The organism is Sodalis sp. dw_96 (assembly GCF_018449575.1).
GTDB lineage: Bacteria > Pseudomonadota > Gammaproteobacteria > Enterobacterales > Enterobacteriaceae > Acerihabitans.
In genome coordinates, this window is sequence record NZ_JAAVUT010000011.1 from 56,518 (window position 1) to 72,421 (window position 15,904).

Genomic DNA, 15,904 nt, shown 5'->3' on the forward strand with positions numbered 1-15,904 from the left:
GCGTTATGTTAGAACTGCTGTTTCTGTTGTTGCCCGTGGCTGCCGCTTACGGTTGGTACATGGGGCGCAGAAGCGCGCAGCAGGACAAGCAACAGGATGCCAATCGCCTGTCCCGCGAGTATGTGGCCGGGGTGAACTTTTTACTGTCCAATCAACAGGACAAAGCGGTTGACCTGTTCCTCGACATGCTCAAGGAAGACAGCAACGCCGTTGAGGCCCATCTTACGCTGGGGAATTTGTTTCGCTCCCGGGGAGAGGTGGATCGGGCCATCCGTATTCACCAGGCGTTAATGGAAAGTACCGCGCTGAGCTTCGAGCAGCGGCTGTTGGCCACGCAGCAGTTGGGGCGGGACTATATGGCCGCCGGTTTTTACGATCGCGCCGAGGAAATGTTCGCCCAGCTGGTGGATGAAGACGACTTCCGTACCGGGGCACTGCAGCAATTATTGCAGATTTACCAGGCCACCAGCGATTGGCACAAGGCCATAGAGACAGCGGAAAAGCTGGTGAAATTGGGCAAGGAGCATCGGCGGATTGATATTGCCCATTTTTATTGCGAGCTGGCGCTACAGGCTATGGGCAGCGACGATCTGGACAAAGCGATGTCGCTGTTGAAAAAAGGCGCGGCGGCGGATAAGAACTGTTCCCGCGTCTCCATCATGATGGGCCGTATCTTTATGGCGCGCCAGGATTACCCCGCGGCGGTGGCCGCTTTGCAACGGGTGCTGGATCAGGATAAAGAGATGGTCAGCGAGACGCTGCCTATCCTGCAAAGTTGCTACCAGCATCTTGAGAAGCCCGAGGCCTGGGCCGAATTTCTCACCCGCTGCGTTGAGATGAACACCGGGGCGGCGGCGGAACTGCTGCTGGCGGATGTTATCGAACGGAACGACGGCACGGAAAGCGCCCAGCTTTACATCAATGAGCAGCTGCGCCAGCATCCCACGATGCGGATGTTTCACCGCCTGATGGACTTCCATTTGAACGAGGCGGAAGACGGACGGGCCAAAGAGAGCCTGCAGGTGCTGCGGGATATGGTGGGAGAACAGATCCGCACCAAGCCCCGCTATCGCTGCAATAAATGCGGATTCACCTCCCATAGCCTGTACTGGCATTGCCCCTCCTGTAAATCCTGGGCCTCCATCAAACCCATCCGCGGCCTCGACGAGCAGTAATTCGTGATGGCTGGACAAAAATCCCTTCGTGTCCTTGACGAACAGTAATCCGTGAGGCGGGTATGGGTTACTGCCGTCCGGCGTTTTGAAGATAATGAATAATTATTCGCATCAAGTGTCACACCTGCCGGCTCTGGGCTTTTCCATTGCCGGCGGGTAAAATACCCTTCATCCATTAAACTGACATTGTGCGTAGGTTGTTTTATCGGCAGCGAATATTATCTGCCGCGCCGGCACGGCCAGCCTTCCCAACAAAAGGTATTCTCATGACTCGCGACCTTCAGTCGTCTCAGCCGCCGGGATTTTCCTCGCCGATTATCGTGGCGTTGGATTATGCCTCTCGAACCGAGGCCCTGAGCTTCGCCGATCGGGTTTCGCCCGGCGATTGCCGATTGAAAATCGGTAAAGAGATGTTTACCCGTTTTGGCCCGGATCTCGTTCGCGAGCTGCGGCAGCGGGGCTTTGAGATTTTTCTCGATCTGAAGTTTCACGATATTCCCAATACCGTCGCCAAAGCCGTGAGCGCGGCGGCGGAGCTGGGGGTTTGGATGGTGAATGTGCACGCCGGGGGCGGAGAGCGGATGATGGCGGCGGCGAAAAGCGCCCTTGCCCCGTTCGGCGCCGATGCGCCGAAGCTTATCGCCGTTACGCTGCTCACCAGCATGGCGGACGAAGATTTAGCCGCCCTGGGCATCCCGTATGGCGCCTCGGAGTATGCCGGACGATTGGCGGATTTGGCCCGGCGCTGCGGGCTGGACGGCGTGGTCTGTTCCGCACGGGAAGCCGGGGCGTTCAAACAACGGTTCGGCACGGGTTTTCTCCTGGTCACGCCGGGTATTCGCCCTGACGGCAGCGACGCCGACGATCAGCGTCGGGTAATGACGCCGGTGGAAGCCCGGTGCGCCGGAGTGGATTATATGGTGATCGGACGTCCTATTACCCGCTCGCCGGACCCGGCCGCAACGTTGCAAGGCATATTGCGATCATTGCGCGATGTCGGAGGAAACGGTGGACAATAATAGCCGGTTGGTCTATTCCACCGAGAGCGGGCGGATAACCGAGCCGCCCAAGGCGGTTTCTCGTCCCAAGGGTGACGGCGTGGTGCGGATTCAACGCCAAACCAGCGGACGCAAGGGTAAAGGCGTCTGTCTGATTACTGGCCTGGATGTGGACGACACGGCATTGACGGCGTTAGCGGCGGAACTGAAGAAAAAATGCGGCTGCGGCGGGTCGGTGAAGGAAGGCGTGATTGAAATTCAGGGTGATAAGCGGGACCTGTTAAAACAGCTACTGGAAGCCAAGGGATTGAAAGTCAAACTGGCCGGCGGTTAACCTTCCAGGTTAACGCCGACTGGGGCAATTGCATTGACGATAATACAGTCACCAAACATATTATCACTGGGATAACTACGTTATATCGGTGCCAAAGGGCTTAGTGTACCTGATGGCCGACCACGCCGCCAACCGCCGCGCCGCCCAAGGTACCCAGGGCGCTGCCATTGGTAAGAACCGCACCGCCCACTGCGCCGACGCCGGCGCCGATGGCGGTATTCCGGCCGCGTCTTGTCTCACAGGCACTCAGGGTGACAACCAGCGCAATCGCCACGGCGGCGGCGGTAATTCGTTTTGTAGAACATTTCATCATCATCAATTTCTCCATAGCTAGCTGTTGTTATTTATTGCTAGATAATAATTATAGTACGCCTCGCTTGTTTAGCTCGGATTGTCAGAAATATCTGACGACTAGCGCCTGCGGACCAAGGATATGCCGGCGGTCGCGAAAAACGGTCAATAGCAGAAGCAGGACGGATCTTTAGCTGTTTACACCATAGCGGATGCCTCTGGCTGCCGGGACAATGTCCTCTAGCGTTCAAGAGGACTTAATGATGCTTAATGAGTTGAAAGAACAGGTCCTGGCGGCCAATCTTGCCTTGCCGCGCCATCACCTGGTGACGTTTACGTGGGGAAATGTCAGTGCGGTGGACCGCGCACAGGGGTTGATGGTGATTAAACCTTCCGGCGTCAGTTACGAAGAGATGACCCGGGAAGATATGGTGGTGGTGGAGCTGGAAACCGGACGGGTGGTGGAGGGGCAGAAAAAGCCCTCTTCGGACACCGACACCCATCGGGTGCTGTATCTCGATTTTGCCGGCATCGGCGGTATCGTCCATACCCATTCGCGCCATGCCACTATCTGGGCGCAGGCCGGACGGGATATCCCTGCCTGGGGCACCACCCATGCGGATTATTTTTATGGCGCCATCCCCTGCACCCGGCTGATGACGCCGGTGGAAATCGAGGGCCGCTATGAATGGGAAACCGGCAAGGTCATTGTGGATACCTTTGTCTCTCGCGCCATCGATCCCACTGCGGTACCGGCGGTGCTGGTGAATTCCCACGGTCCCTTCGCCTGGGGCACTGATGCCGATAACGCGGTTCATAACGCGGTGGTGTTGGAAGAACTGGCGTATATGGGGATTTTCTCCCGTCAATTGACGCCGGATTTACCGCCGATGCAAACGGAATTACTGGATAAGCATTATTTGCGTAAACATGGTAAAAACGCTTATTACGGCCAGTAGCCGCCAATCAGTCATGGCCAATCAATGATCGCCAATGCTGGCACCTTTGATGTCGGGTAAATATCCCGATGTCAGAGGGCATAATAACGGTTTCCGTTTAACGGAAACGCAGGCACGGTCAGAGGCCTATCTTTCTCTGTTATCCCTTTCCCTGTCTGCTATTTCCTTATTTATTCCCTGAATAATCCTGTCATTTTGCCGTCTGTATCCCTTTATTTTGGAGCCGGTTCGGCTTTAACCCTCGTCAGCACGCGGCCGGAAGGCGCTATTTCAATGAAGGGAAAGATCCATGAGATGAACGTCCCATGAAAGACAGGTTACTTACTCCCCATAGGTAAGAGTCCTTGCCGCCGCGCTGTGTCGACGATCTGCCACATAAAATGTGACCTGAGTCGCAATTTAAAATGCCATATCTATCCAGCTAAAATGATCTTCTTTTAAAAAAGAAACATCGTTTCATTTATTTTGCTTCAGATCACTGTATGACAAGATGTAACCGGTTAACGTAGCCCTCAGCCGACCTCGCCGATGAATGTGGCCTGGCCACGGAACGGTTCTCGGCAGTACATGCGTAATACTTTGAACTTAGGCGGACTCAGAATGCACATTAAACGCGCAATTGACAAAATCCCCGGTGGTATGATGCTGGTGCCTCTCTTTATCGGCGCCCTTTGTCATACATTCGCACCCGACTCGGGTAAATATTTCGGTTCTTTCACCAATGGTTTGATTTCCGGTACCGTGCCTATTCTGGCCGTCTGGTTTTTCTGCATGGGGGCCTCCATCAAACTCAGCGCCACCGGCATGGTATTGCGTAAATCCGGTACCCTGGTGGTGACCAAAATCGCCGTTGCCTGGGTAGTGGCCGCGGTGGCGTCACGGCTTTTGCCGGCCAACGGTGTTGAAATCGGTTTTTTTGCCGGATTGTCCACGCTGGCGCTGGTGGCCTCCATGGATATGACCAACGGCGGCCTGTACGCGTCCATCATGCAGCAATACGGCAGCAAGGAGGAATCCGGCGCGTTTGTCTTGATGTCGCTGGAGTCCGGCCCGCTAATGACCATGATCATTTTGGGCACCGCCGGTATCGCCTCGTTTGAACCTCATGTGTTCGTCGGTGCGGTGCTGCCGTTTCTGATTGGATTTGCCCTAGGCAATCTGGACCCCGAGCTACGGGACTTTTTCAGTAAGGCGGTGCAGACCCTGATTCCTTTTTTCGCCTTCGCGCTGGGCAATACCATTAATCTCAACGTCATCGCGCAAACCGGACTGCTGGGGATTTTACTGGGAATCGGCGTGATTATCGTTACCGGTATCCCGCTAATCCTCGCGGATAAATACCTTGGCGGCGGCGACGGAACGGCGGGCATTGCAGCCTCCAGCTCAGCCGGCGCCGCGGTGGCCACGCCGGTGCTGATAGCGGAAATGATCCCGGCGTTCAAACCCATGGCGCCGGCGGCAACCGCGCTGGTGGCGACGTCGGTTATCGTTACGTCCATCCTGGTGCCGATTATTACCGCGCTGTACTCCAAGCGGGTCAGAAAAGGGCAGATAGCTGAAATTATCCATGAAGAACAGGACGAGTATGATTCAAGCGCCATAAAAAGATAAATACGCGCTTGTTGACAAAGTGTCCGGTCGGGACAGACTGCCAAATCGTAGCTATATATCGTAAGCCTGCCGTGAATACATCCCTTTGTAGGCTCGATGGTCCGCGCAATTACGGCTACCCTCCCTGATAGCCGCCCTTCGGGCCAACGCCTGGCGGCATTGTTCCAATGCGTTCCATACGCATTGGTCCCTGGCGCGGACGTTTTACTCTTCTGGCAGCCCGTCCCGCTTTATTGACTCCGAGTACGTGTGTCAGCAGGCTGTAAACACGTCCGGATACCTCCGCGTTAAACCAGGCCCCTGAGATTGTTAATCGAGCCAATCCACAGGAGTGATGTTCATCCACACCTCATTTTACAGTGCCCATTGGCGTGCGTATTTTTGTTCACGGCTTGTCAATTGAGTTGTTAGATTAAGTGTTACTGTGTAACCACAACCATCATGAATATGAGTGGAAAGAGATGCGTATCTGTTGTTTGTTATGAACATTGATGTAGTTATATTTTTGTTTCAAATTTCGCTCCTGGATATGAAACGTGAATAGTTTACCAGTGAAAATCTTGGTTCAATATAGCGTAAGACTCCCGAAAATGTTCTATATTTACGTATAACATTCAATGCAACTTAAACTGAGGGGACCTTTCTTGGGTTGTAGGATTCTATTCTGGTACCATGGCGTTGACTGGAAGCCATAATATCGATGGTACTCATAATCAAGACAACGTAGTTTTTGAAATATCGAGATCTGCCTGCGGTAAGTTCATGAAGAAAAATTTGTGTACTTAACTTATCCGACACAGTAGAGTTTCACCATTTTTGGATAGAGTAATGCTCTCATTCAATATTGCTAGGATGTTTTAATGTTTTCAATAATTTCAGGTTTGAATTTTTTTAGTCCTGCCAATGCTCAGCCTACCGATATTATCCATATCAGAGGACTCACTGATATATGGGATAGTTGGCAACGTAATTCCTCGGGGGGAGCAGGGGAGCGCAGAGACCAAGCGGTAACAATATTGAAGGAGTTTGTGCTTAAAGGTGATGCGATTTTAAATCTCAGCGGGTTAAATCTGGCAGAGATCCCTGTTTTGCCACCTGGTATAGCAGAATTAAATGTCAGCGATAACGCGTTGACAGATCTGCCTGAAATACCGTTGGGTGTAAAAAAAATAGACGCAAGCCATAATCGGCTGGCGCAACTCCCTACTATGCCGTCGACTTTGGAAGAGTTGAATTTGGCAAATAATGAGTTCATTGAATTACCCTACATTGGCCATCCATTGCGTAAACTGGATTTTAGTGACAATCCTCTTATATTTAAAATCCCGAAAATTATCCATTATGTTTGGTTGGGAACATCACCATTACCTGCTTTTGCTGTATCTAATATAATTAACAGTGCTGCAATAAACCCGGATTATGAAGTTAAGGTGTGGGTTGAAAATACGGCAAAAATGAAGTCACAGCTCGTCAACGCCGGATACTCCAAGGCAATATTTTCTAAAGTCAAGTTTATTGAACCTAATCCTCCCTTTATCATCCAAGCGATTATAGGTAGAGAGGGCGATAAAACGCAATTTGCAAATTATGCGGCAGCATCCGATATCTTACGTTTATATATTATGTCTAGCGAAGGCGGATTATACTTGGATGTCGACGTGGCTATGGAAAAACCATTGGGCGAAATAAAATCTCAAAGTCATGAGAGAGCGCCTATGTCTGATTTTTTGTGGCAAATAACGTGTAAATATGTAGATAATAGAAATGTTATCACTTATGGAAATGCTGTGTTAGCATCGGTTGAAAACTCGTTCTCCGCTGGTGAATTGTTATATGAGGCGATATCACCTTATAAGGCAACAAATGATAGCACATCATTAGGTTCCTTGAACAGCATAGCTTTAATAATGAATTTTTCAAAAGAGATTTTAAATGTGGGTGTTAACTTGCCAAAAACGAACCGACATTCGCGAGGATTCACACCTGAAATGCTGAACAAAAGTCTGGAATATAACGATGTTATGTGGGATCTTAAGAAGACCAATTCGCTATATAGAATCAATCTCACAACGCTTCTTACGGGGCCACATCTTATCGGAAGATACTTTGAGTCCAAAGGCATTAAAATTGAATTGAGCCATCATATTCGAACTGATAAAAGTGATTTTTATTCATTAAACAAATCACTTAGTTCCATAACCTTGAGCAATAGCGAAATTTTTGGTCAATCAGATCAGAACAATCCAAAGTATGTCTGGGTCAAAGACGTTGATGCCGAGGGGAGATGGGTATATCTTGATAAACTCAAAAAAGAATTCTCGGAAGTCTGAATAAAAAAATAATTAATTCAATAAAATGGATATCTCTTAGGTGGCGTGATAGACAAGGCTCTACGACGGGAGAGATATTGATACTTCTCCCCCTGGTGCGTCATTACGCTTATACCGAACGCGCAATCACAGACCGAAACCGCCCCGATAACACCTATATTTACCAGCAATTAAAGATTAACTACTATAATAGGACTATTATGTTTGTAGCACCTGATTTTGTTTATCCAGATTACAAAAAACCCCTTGAGGGCCATATCGATAGTACCAATAATACGAATCTTATCCAAAAATGGCATACATGGGCGAAACGAGCTCATGGACCGGGTGAGGGCAGGGATTTAGCTCTCATTAGATTGTTGGATTGCCTTGAAAGGAGCGCATCGGTTTTAGACCTCAGTGGACTCAATTTGACTGAGCTTCCTGAATTGCCGCCTGGCATTGAAGGGTTAAATGCAAGCCATAATGAGTTGACAGCGTTGTTTACCATTCCAACCGGCTTGGAGTGTTTGGATGTCAGCCATAATTTGCTTGAATATCTTCCTTCCATCCCGTCGACTCTACAGGAATTGAATATTGCTCATAATAAATTTGAGACGCTCCCTATCATTGATCATGCTTTACAGAGAGTAGATATCAGTAATAACCCGCTTGATTGTAAGATACCTAAAATCATTCATTATATTTGGCTGGGGAATTAAAAACTGCCTGATTATGCGATGAGTGGCATAATAAATAGTGTTGGTCTAAACCCTGATTTTGAAGTAAGAGTATGGGTAGATCATCCGGTCAAAACTATCAGGGAATTAATAAATATTGGTTATTCAAAGGCCATCATTGCAAAGATAAATTTTTTGAAGCCTGAACCGCCCTATCATATACAATCGGCCATAGCCAGAGAGAGCGTCGAGACTCGCTATGCTAACTTCCCGGCAGCAGCCGATATACTCCGGTTATACCTATTAAAAACGTTTGGCGGACTTTAAATGGATGTGGATGTGGTATTAAAAGAACCTTTGGGAAATATAGTTTCGCATAGCGAAGATAAAGAGTTTAAGGCAGATTTTCTTTATCACTTTATATATGACATTGTCGATGGAAAAGCTCTCAACTTTACTAACAATGATTTTTTTGCCTCGGTAAAAAATTCGCTGTTCATTAGTAAAATGCTGGATGAAGCAATTTATCCTTATCTGGAAACGAAAGATAACCCAGACAGTGGAATGTACAATAACACTGCTTCAATCATAAAGTTAGCAGAAAAGTTTCAAAAAAAGATTGTTCCTGAAAAAACAGCGGAGATCTTATCTGATGATATTCATAGAAAACAGAACTTTATCGATGTAATGTGGGAGGGTAAAAGATCTCTTCCCTAAGCAAGATTTGATCTCACGCTTAAAATTGCAGGGCCAGGTTTATTATGTGAGATGATTGAACGTATAGAAGATTTGAACTTTGGTGTAACCATCATAAATGAAAACAGGTCAGATGACAAACTTACCTTCAGTAAATCTCTTGGTCAAATAATCTTCAAAAATATCAAAAAATTCGGTATGTTCAGCCGGACACGCGCCGGTTTTAAATGGACTCAATGGTTTGATAATGAAGTAAAATGGAGAGACCTGCCTGAAAATCGTCGCCCGGCGGAAATTTAATTGGATGGCCAGCATGGGATAATTGTTTTAACAGAACGCTGATAAAGGCGCAGTCAAGGTTTACAGATGTTAAAAGAGCGAATGATACTTTCATATCATTCCCTCTGTTTGACATTTCTACACTGGCCGCGCTATGACCGACCGTGTTTCTTGGCGCACTTCCTCCAGGGTGACCTCGATGCTGTCACCCTGGCGGTAGCGCTCTTCGCCTTTCACCTGCACGGTGCCGGTATCCTGGCTGCACACCAGTTCATCGCGCACGCTGTGGATAAAGGGCGCCGGGATAAAGGCCACCGCGCCGTTTTCCAGCAGGCGGACCCGCATGCCGCCGCGTGAGATATCAATGATTTCCGCCGCATAGCGCGTACCGCTGCCGGCTTTGTCCTTGAGATAACGGGCATAGAGCCAATCGCCGACATCCCGTTCCGCCATGCGGTTCAACCGGCGACGTTCCGCCAGTCGCAGCATGACGTCTTCCGTCGGGCGGGCGGGGGTGCCCTGGCCCAGCAGTCCCTTCAGCAGGCGATGATTGACCATGTCGCCGTACTTGCGGATAGGCGAGGTCCAGGTGGCATAGGCATCCAGGCCCAGGCCGAAGTGCGGTCCCGGCTCGACGCTTATTTCAGCGAAGGTCTGAAAACGGCGGATGCGGCTGTCGAGATAGGAGGTCGGCAGGGCGTCCAGACGGCGCCGCAGGTCGCAAAAGCCTTCAAGGGTCATCAACGTGGCGGCGTCGGTTTGGATATTATTGTTGGCGAGGACGGTGACCGCCTGGTCCACCAGGGTTTCATCAAAACCGTGGTGCACGTTATAGACGCCGTAGCCCAGGCCGTCACGCAAGACCCGCGCCGCGCAAATATTCGCCGTAATCATGGCTTCTTCCACCATGCGGTTGGCGATACGGCGCGGTTCTATTTGAATTTCCAGCACATCGCCTTTATCGTCCAGCACAAAGCGGTAGTCGGGACGATCCTTGAACACCAGCGCATTGGACTGGCGCCACGCGGCACGGGATAGGCTCAGACGCTGCAACAGGCGAATCTGTTGGGCCACGGCCTCGACTTCCGGCCGCCAATCACCGGTGCCTTCCAGCCAGTCGGAGACCTGGTCGTAAACCAGTTTGGCTTTGGACTCAATCCAGGCGGCGAAAAAGTTCGGTTTTTCTGCCAGCGAGCCGTCGGCATTGACCGTGACGCGGCATACCAGGGCCGGGCGGCGCTCATGGGCGTGCAGCGAGCAAATGTCGTCGGAGAGGACACGGGGCAGCATCGGGATATTGAAGCCCGGCAGATAATTGGTAAACGCGCGATCCCGGGCAATGTTATCCAGCGGGCTGCCTGCCTGGACATAGGCGGTGGGATCGGCGATGGCGATGGTCAGCACCAGCGAATCTCCTTCACCGGCCGCCACATGCAGGGCGTCGTCCATATCTTCGGTGCTGGCGCTGTCGATAGTGATGAAATCAAGCGCGGTTAAATCCTCGCGCACCAGATTATCATCCTGCAAGGTCAGCCCGTCCACCATGGCCGGCGCTTCGCGTTCGAGATTGTGGCGGGCCAGCGTTACCCACCAGGGGGCGAATTGATTGTCGCCGGTGGTGACCAGATGGATGATTTCAGCATAAAAATGCCGATCGCCTCTTAACGGATGGCGGCGCATTTCCGCCACCGCCCAATCCCCGGTTTTGAATTCATGCTCTACATTGCGCACCGGCCGGCAAGGGATCACTTCTTTAATCAGCGGATGATCGGGCACGATGGACAAACGGTCGTCCTTGAACTGCACCCGGCCGACAAAGCGCGACAGGAAAGGCTCTATGAGGTTTTCCGGCTCGGCTATCTCCCGCTCTTTTTCCGTGCGCACGACGGCGGAGATCTTGTCGCCATGCATCACTTTTTTCATAAAAGGCGGCGGGATGAAATAGCTTTTTTGAGCATCGACTTCAAGGAAGCCAAACCCTTTCTCAGTACCTTTGACCACGCCTTCGACACGCGGCGTCTGAGAGTGAAGTTGCTGTTTTAGCTGCGCGAGCAGCGGGTTATCTTGAAACATAATGTCCAGGAGAGTGTAAAAAGGCTTCAATAACGGCAGACAGTTTTACGCGAATCGACGGTTGGCGGCAAGTGTAACCCGCCATTAAAGCCATAAAAAAGCCACCCGGCCCGGATGCGGGCAGGGTGGCGGCGATGCGTCGGCTTGACGAACTCGCGACGTCGGCATAAAGAATCAGTGACGCCGGCCTACAGAATTCGCGCCGGATCCGTTGCTTTGCTCACCAACAAACGCACCGGAATGGATTTGGACGTCGGGGTATGGGTGCCGTCGCCGAAGCTGGACAGCGGCACCAGCGGGTTGGTTTCCGGATAATAGGCCGCCAGGTTGCCGCGGGGGATATCATAGCTTATCACCTTAAAACCGCTGACTTTTCGGCTGACGCCGTCGTGCCACAGGGTTTCGATGTCCACCCGATCGCCGTCGTTCAGCCCCAGGGACGCCAAATCCTCCGGGTGGACAAACACCACTTCCCGCTGGCCGTAAACGCCGCGATAGCGATCGTCCAGTCCGTAAATGGTGGTGTTGTACTGATCGTGGGAGCGCAGGGTTTGCAGGGTAAACGGCACCGTCCGGCCGGCGATTTGCGGGAACAGGGTGTCCGGAAGGGGGGCGTCGCTGAATTCCGCTTTGCCGCTGGGCGTATTGAAGCGCAGTTCCGCCGCGGCGTTACCGAGGTAAAATCCCCCCGGCTGTTCGCAGCGAAGATTAAAATCGGTGAAACCGGGCAGGGTGGCGGCAATATGATCGCGGATGAGATTGTAATCACCCGCCAGGGCGGACCAGTCCAATTTTTCGTTACCCAGCACCGCTTCGGCAATGCCGGCGACGATGGCGGTTTCCGAACGCTGCAAGGGGGACAGCGGCGGATTCACTCCTTCCGAGGCATGCACCATGCTGAATGAGTCTTCCACCGTCACATACTGGCTGCCGGTAGACTGAATATCGCGCTCGGTGCGGCCTAGGGTCGGCAGGATCAGCGCATCGCCGCCGGTCACCAGATGGCTGCGGTTAAGCTTGGTGCTGATGTGCACCGTCAGTTCACAACGGCGCAATGCCTGCTCGGTGCGGGCGGTATCCGGCGCCGCCGCCGCCAGGTTGCCTCCCAGGGCAATCAATACCTTGATTTCGCCGCGCAGCATGGCCTCCAGGGCTTCAACGGTGCTATGGCCGGGCGCGCGCGGGGGCGTAAAGCCAAAATGGGCTGCCAGACTATCCAGCATTGCCGCCGGCGGCTTCTCGTCGATACCCATGGTGCGGTTGCCCTGAACGTTGCTGTGGCCGCGCACCGGGCAAAGACCGGCCCCCGGTTTGCCCAGCTGTCCGAACAGCAGTTGCAGATTGACGATTTCCCGTACGGTGGGAACCGAATGTTTATGTTGCGTAATTCCCATGGCCCAGGTGCAAATCACCCGTTCGGCGTTGCGGTAGATATCCGCCGCATCCCGCAATTGCTGCTCGCTCAAACCTGATTGCCGGATAATGTGCTGCCAGGGGGTGGCATCCACCGCCGCCAGATAAGCCTCCATACCCCGGGTGTGGTTATGGATAAACCCCTGGTCAAAAAGACCTGTCCGCGCTTCCGCCAACTGCCGGCGATGGATTTCCAACAGTGCCTTGACCATGCCGCGCACCGCCGCCATGTCGCCGCCGAGATTGGGCTGCAGATAGCTGGAACTGATTCGGCCGGATTTTGGCGTCAGCAGCTCCAGCGGATTCTGCGGATCGGCAAAACGTTCCAGTCCGCGTTCGCGCAGGGTATTGAAGGTGACAATCCGGGCGCCGCGATCGGCGGCATGGCGCAGGCTATGGAGCATGCGCGGGTGATTGGTTCCCGGATTCTGGCCGAAAACGAAAATCGCGTCCGCCTGTTCGAAATCATTCAGATGAATGGTGCCTTTACCGACGCCGATGCTTTGCTTGAGGCCGCTGCCGCTGGCTTCATGGCACATATTCGAACAGTCGGGGAAGTTGTTGGTGCCGAACATCCGGCCGAATAATTGGTAAAGGTAGGAAGATTCATTGCTGGCGCGACCGGAGGTATAGAACTCCGCCTGATTCGGACTGTCCAGCCCGCGCAGATGGCTGGCGATCAGGTCGAACGCCTCTTGCCAGCTTACGGGGTAATAGCGATCGGTTTCCCGGTTGTAGCGCAGCGGCTGAGTCAGTCGTCCTTGATATTCTAGAAAATAATCGCTTTGCTCATAGAGTTTGCTGACGGTGTTGCGGGCGAAAAAATCCGCCTCCAATTCCTTGCGGGTGGCCTCCCAGCTCACCGCCTTGGCGCCGTTTTCGCAAAAGCTGAAGGTGCTGGTATTGTCATCACCCCAGGCGCAGCCGGGACAATCGAACCCTTTTGATTTATTTACCCGCATTAAATTGCGAATATTTTTGAAGGTTTGCTTACTGTCCCGCACATAACGGGTGGTAGCTTCAAGGGAACCCCAGCCACCCGCCGCGCCGGTATAAGGTTTAATCGCAGGTTTAAATTTCATGAGTTTGCTTCGCAGGTGAATGAAGATGAATAATTGTTAAATTTATTTTAGCTATTTGGTTCAATAAGGTTAATGCAATTAATAATAGGCAGTTTGTATGGCATCGTCTAATTGAATAACCTAATCGCAACATAGACGGTGACTATTGCCTAAAATCCTTGCATCTTTTAGTTTCCCACTCTGTAAACCGCTCTAAAGTGCGGTTAAGCTTTTGTGATAGCGTTCATATTTTCAGCCATTGCCGCCGCCGCGGGATCGAACGCGGCTAATACTGACTCATACTTACCTGATTAATTATGAGGAAGAGAGCAATGCGGATGAACGATCTGAGCAGCAAGGTGCATGGATTCGGCAAAGCGTTAATGATGCCGATTTCGGTGATTGCCGCCGCCGGTATCTTTCTCGGGCTGGCGGCGGCTCTGCAGAATCCGGCGGTGACCGGCGACGCGTTTGCCAACCTGAAATATCCCCAACTGGTGATCGGTTTTATCCGGCAGGTGGCCGGCGCGCTGTTTGCCAACCTGCCGCTGTTTTTTGCCGTGGCCAGCGCCATCGGATTGGCTAAGGCGGAAAAACCCACCGCGGCATTCGCCGCGGTCATCGGTTTCATCGCCATGCACGTGGGCGTCAGCGCCAGTCTGGCGGCGCAGAATCTCACCGCCGCCACCACCACCGTGCCGGCCTTGATAGCCAAAGGCATGACGCCCACCGCGGCGCAGATGTTTTCCGCTCAATTCACGCCGATGCTGGGGATATTCACCTTCAATATGAGCGTGCTGGGCGGGGTGATTTCCGGCCTGACGGTGGTGGCGCTGCATAACCGTTTTTATACCGTGGTGCTGCCCACGGCGGTCAGCTTTTTCGGCGGTCGGCGGTTCGTCCCGATCATCACGGTGGTGGTGCTGCCGCTGCTGGGGGTGGTCCTGTCGCTTATCTGGCCCACCATCGGCGCCGCCATCGCCTGGGTGGGGAGTTTGATTGGGCAAAGCGGCCAGTACGGCGCCTTTTTGCTGGGTTTTTTCGAACGGCTGCTGATTCCCACCGGCCTGCATCATATCCTTAATGAGACCGTGCGCTTCACCCCCATCGGCGGCATGGTGACGGTGGATAATCATACCATCGTCGGCGCGCTGAATATCTTTAATACGACGCTGACCCATCCGGGGCTGTTGAGCGACGAGCAGGTGCGTGCGTCCACACGATTCCTGGCGCAGGGTAAAATCCCGGTGATGATGTTCGGGCTCCCCGGCGCGGCGCTGGCCATGTACCATTGCGCCCGCCCCGAGCATAAAAAACGGGTTAAGGCCCTAATGATGGCCGGCGCGCTGGCGTCCTTCACCACCGGGATTACCGAACCGCTGGAATTCTGTTTCGTGTTTGTGTCACCGGTGTTGTATCTGTTTCACGCGGTGCTGTGCGGCCTGTCGTTTATGCTGATGGACGTCTTCCATTTGATGATTGGCAATGTGCAGGGCGGCGCCATTGATCTGGTGGTGTTCGGCGTGCTCGGCGGCAACAAAACCCACTGGTGGTATGCGGTGTTGCTGGGGGTAATTTATTTCCCGGTCTATTATTTCGGTTTCCGGCTGATTATTACCCGGCTGCGGATTGAAACCCCCGGCCGCGAGACCCAGGAGGAGGAAGCCGTGGAGCGTAAACCCCTTTCGGCCAACGAGCGGGCGGAAAATATCATTACCGGTCTCGGCGGCCAGCAGAATATCGCCGACGTGGATTGCTGTTTTACCCGGTTGCGGGTCCGGGTCAAGGACATGAAACAGGTGATCGACAGGACCCTGATGCTCACCGGCGCCAGCGGGGTCAAGCGGGTCAGCGACAATGATGTCCAGGTGATCTACGGCCCGCAGGTGGAAAAAATCGCCCAGGATGTCAAGGTCACTCTCGGGGTCAGCACCTGATAAGAGGGTAATCGCAAGGCTCCCGATGTATAATAATCAGACTGCTGACAAACCCGCGCGGAGTCAATGAGGCGGGACAGGATGATGG

At 52.6% G+C, this 15,904-nt stretch carries 13 protein-coding genes; 10 read left to right on the top strand and 3 right to left on the bottom strand.

Going from position 1 to position 15,904, the window contains the following annotated elements; genetic code table 11:
* The first annotated feature begins 5 nt into the window (after window positions 1-5).
* The 3 genes from lapB (at window position 6) to yciH (ending at window position 2,507) form a co-directional block, all read left to right on the top strand.
* Entirely contained in the window at window positions 6-1,175 is a 1,170-nt protein-coding gene (gene lapB, locus HB631_RS16820; protein WP_213992329.1) for a lipopolysaccharide assembly protein LapB, read from the top strand.
* 266 nt (window positions 1,176-1,441) lie between these two features.
* Window positions 1,442-2,194, top strand: a complete 753-nt coding sequence (gene pyrF, locus HB631_RS16825; RefSeq protein ID WP_213992330.1) for an orotidine-5'-phosphate decarboxylase — start codon at window positions 1,442-1,444, stop codon at window positions 2,192-2,194.
* Entirely contained in the window at window positions 2,169-2,507 is a 339-nt protein-coding gene (gene yciH, locus HB631_RS16830) for a stress response translation initiation inhibitor YciH (protein WP_213992331.1), read from the top strand. Before pyrF ends, yciH begins: the two co-directional genes overlap by 26 nt.
* Before the next feature lie 100 nt (window positions 2,508-2,607).
* On the opposite strand, the gene HB631_RS16835 is transcribed toward yciH, so the two are convergent.
* Complete coding sequence (locus HB631_RS16835; RefSeq protein ID WP_213992420.1) at window positions 2,608-2,817, bottom strand: glycine zipper 2TM domain-containing protein; 210 nt, start codon at window positions 2,815-2,817, stop codon at window positions 2,608-2,610.
* Between the two features lie 244 nt (window positions 2,818-3,061).
* Between HB631_RS16835 and araD the strand changes: the two genes are divergently transcribed.
* The 6 genes from araD (at window position 3,062) to HB631_RS16870 (ending at window position 9,353) form a co-directional block, all read left to right on the top strand.
* Window positions 3,062-3,757, top strand: coding sequence for an L-ribulose-5-phosphate 4-epimerase (gene araD, locus HB631_RS16840; RefSeq protein WP_213992421.1), 696 nt, complete (start codon window positions 3,062-3,064; stop codon window positions 3,755-3,757).
* 600 nt (window positions 3,758-4,357) lie between these two features.
* Window positions 4,358-5,368: a 2-keto-3-deoxygluconate transporter gene (gene kdgT, locus HB631_RS16845; protein ID WP_213992332.1), complete on the top strand. Its 1,011-nt coding sequence runs from the start codon at window positions 4,358-4,360 to the stop codon at window positions 5,366-5,368.
* 860 nt (window positions 5,369-6,228) lie between these two features.
* Window positions 6,229-7,698 (top strand): TcdA/TcdB catalytic glycosyltransferase domain-containing protein, encoded by a 1,470-nt coding sequence (locus HB631_RS16850; protein ID WP_213992333.1) that lies wholly within the window; start codon window positions 6,229-6,231, stop codon window positions 7,696-7,698.
* 200 nt (window positions 7,699-7,898) lie between these two features.
* On the top strand, window positions 7,899-8,399 hold the full coding sequence (locus tag HB631_RS16855) for a hypothetical protein (protein WP_213992334.1): 501 nt from the start codon (window positions 7,899-7,901) through the stop codon (window positions 8,397-8,399).
* Between the two features lie 285 nt (window positions 8,400-8,684).
* Window positions 8,685-9,074 carry a hypothetical protein gene (locus tag HB631_RS16865; protein ID WP_213992336.1) on the top strand — a complete coding sequence of 130 codons (390 nt, stop codon included), beginning with the start codon at window positions 8,685-8,687 and terminating at the stop codon, window positions 9,072-9,074.
* A gap of 51 nt (window positions 9,075-9,125) precedes the next feature.
* On the top strand, window positions 9,126-9,353 hold the full coding sequence (locus tag HB631_RS16870) for a hypothetical protein (protein WP_213992337.1): 228 nt from the start codon (window positions 9,126-9,128) through the stop codon (window positions 9,351-9,353).
* 117 nt (window positions 9,354-9,470) lie between these two features.
* On the opposite strand, the gene HB631_RS16875 is transcribed toward HB631_RS16870, so the two are convergent.
* A complete protein-coding gene (locus tag HB631_RS16875) occupies window positions 9,471-11,405 on the bottom strand; it encodes an exoribonuclease II (protein ID WP_213992338.1) in 1,935 nt (644 codons plus the stop codon).
* 188 nt (window positions 11,406-11,593) lie between these two features.
* On the bottom strand, window positions 11,594-13,900 hold the full coding sequence (locus HB631_RS16880) for an FdhF/YdeP family oxidoreductase (RefSeq protein ID WP_213992339.1): 2,307 nt from the start codon (window positions 13,898-13,900) through the stop codon (window positions 11,594-11,596).
* A 317-nt stretch (window positions 13,901-14,217) separates the two neighbouring features.
* Between HB631_RS16880 and HB631_RS16885 the strand changes: the two genes are divergently transcribed.
* Complete coding sequence (locus HB631_RS16885) at window positions 14,218-15,816, top strand: PTS transporter subunit EIIC (RefSeq protein WP_213992422.1); 1,599 nt, start codon at window positions 14,218-14,220, stop codon at window positions 15,814-15,816.
* Window positions 15,817-15,904: the final 88 nt, after the last annotated feature.

Coding starts and splice junctions, on each gene's coding strand:
- HB631_RS16870 (WP_213992337.1), top strand. CDS start 9,126: ATGATTGAACGTATAGAAGATTTGAACTTTGGTGTAACCATCATAAAT.
- HB631_RS16855 (WP_213992334.1), top strand. CDS start 7,899: ATGTTTGTAGCACCTGATTTTGTTTATCCAGATTACAAAAAACCCCTT.
- HB631_RS16875 (WP_213992338.1), bottom strand. CDS start 11,405: ATGTTTCAAGATAACCCGCTGCTCGCGCAGCTAAAACAGCAACTTCAC.
- HB631_RS16850 (WP_213992333.1), top strand. CDS start 6,229: ATGTTTTCAATAATTTCAGGTTTGAATTTTTTTAGTCCTGCCAATGCT.
- HB631_RS16880 (WP_213992339.1), bottom strand. CDS start 13,900: ATGAAATTTAAACCTGCGATTAAACCTTATACCGGCGCGGCGGGTGGC.
- yciH (WP_213992331.1), top strand. CDS start 2,169: ATGTCGGAGGAAACGGTGGACAATAATAGCCGGTTGGTCTATTCCACC.
- kdgT (WP_213992332.1), top strand. CDS start 4,358: ATGCACATTAAACGCGCAATTGACAAAATCCCCGGTGGTATGATGCTG.
- pyrF (WP_213992330.1), top strand. CDS start 1,442: ATGACTCGCGACCTTCAGTCGTCTCAGCCGCCGGGATTTTCCTCGCCG.
- HB631_RS16865 (WP_213992336.1), top strand. CDS start 8,685: ATGGATGTGGATGTGGTATTAAAAGAACCTTTGGGAAATATAGTTTCG.
- araD (WP_213992421.1), top strand. CDS start 3,062: ATGCTTAATGAGTTGAAAGAACAGGTCCTGGCGGCCAATCTTGCCTTG.
- HB631_RS16885 (WP_213992422.1), top strand. CDS start 14,218: ATGAACGATCTGAGCAGCAAGGTGCATGGATTCGGCAAAGCGTTAATG.
- lapB (WP_213992329.1), top strand. CDS start 6: ATGTTAGAACTGCTGTTTCTGTTGTTGCCCGTGGCTGCCGCTTACGGT.
- HB631_RS16835 (WP_213992420.1), bottom strand. CDS start 2,817: ATGAAATGTTCTACAAAACGAATTACCGCCGCCGCCGTGGCGATTGCG.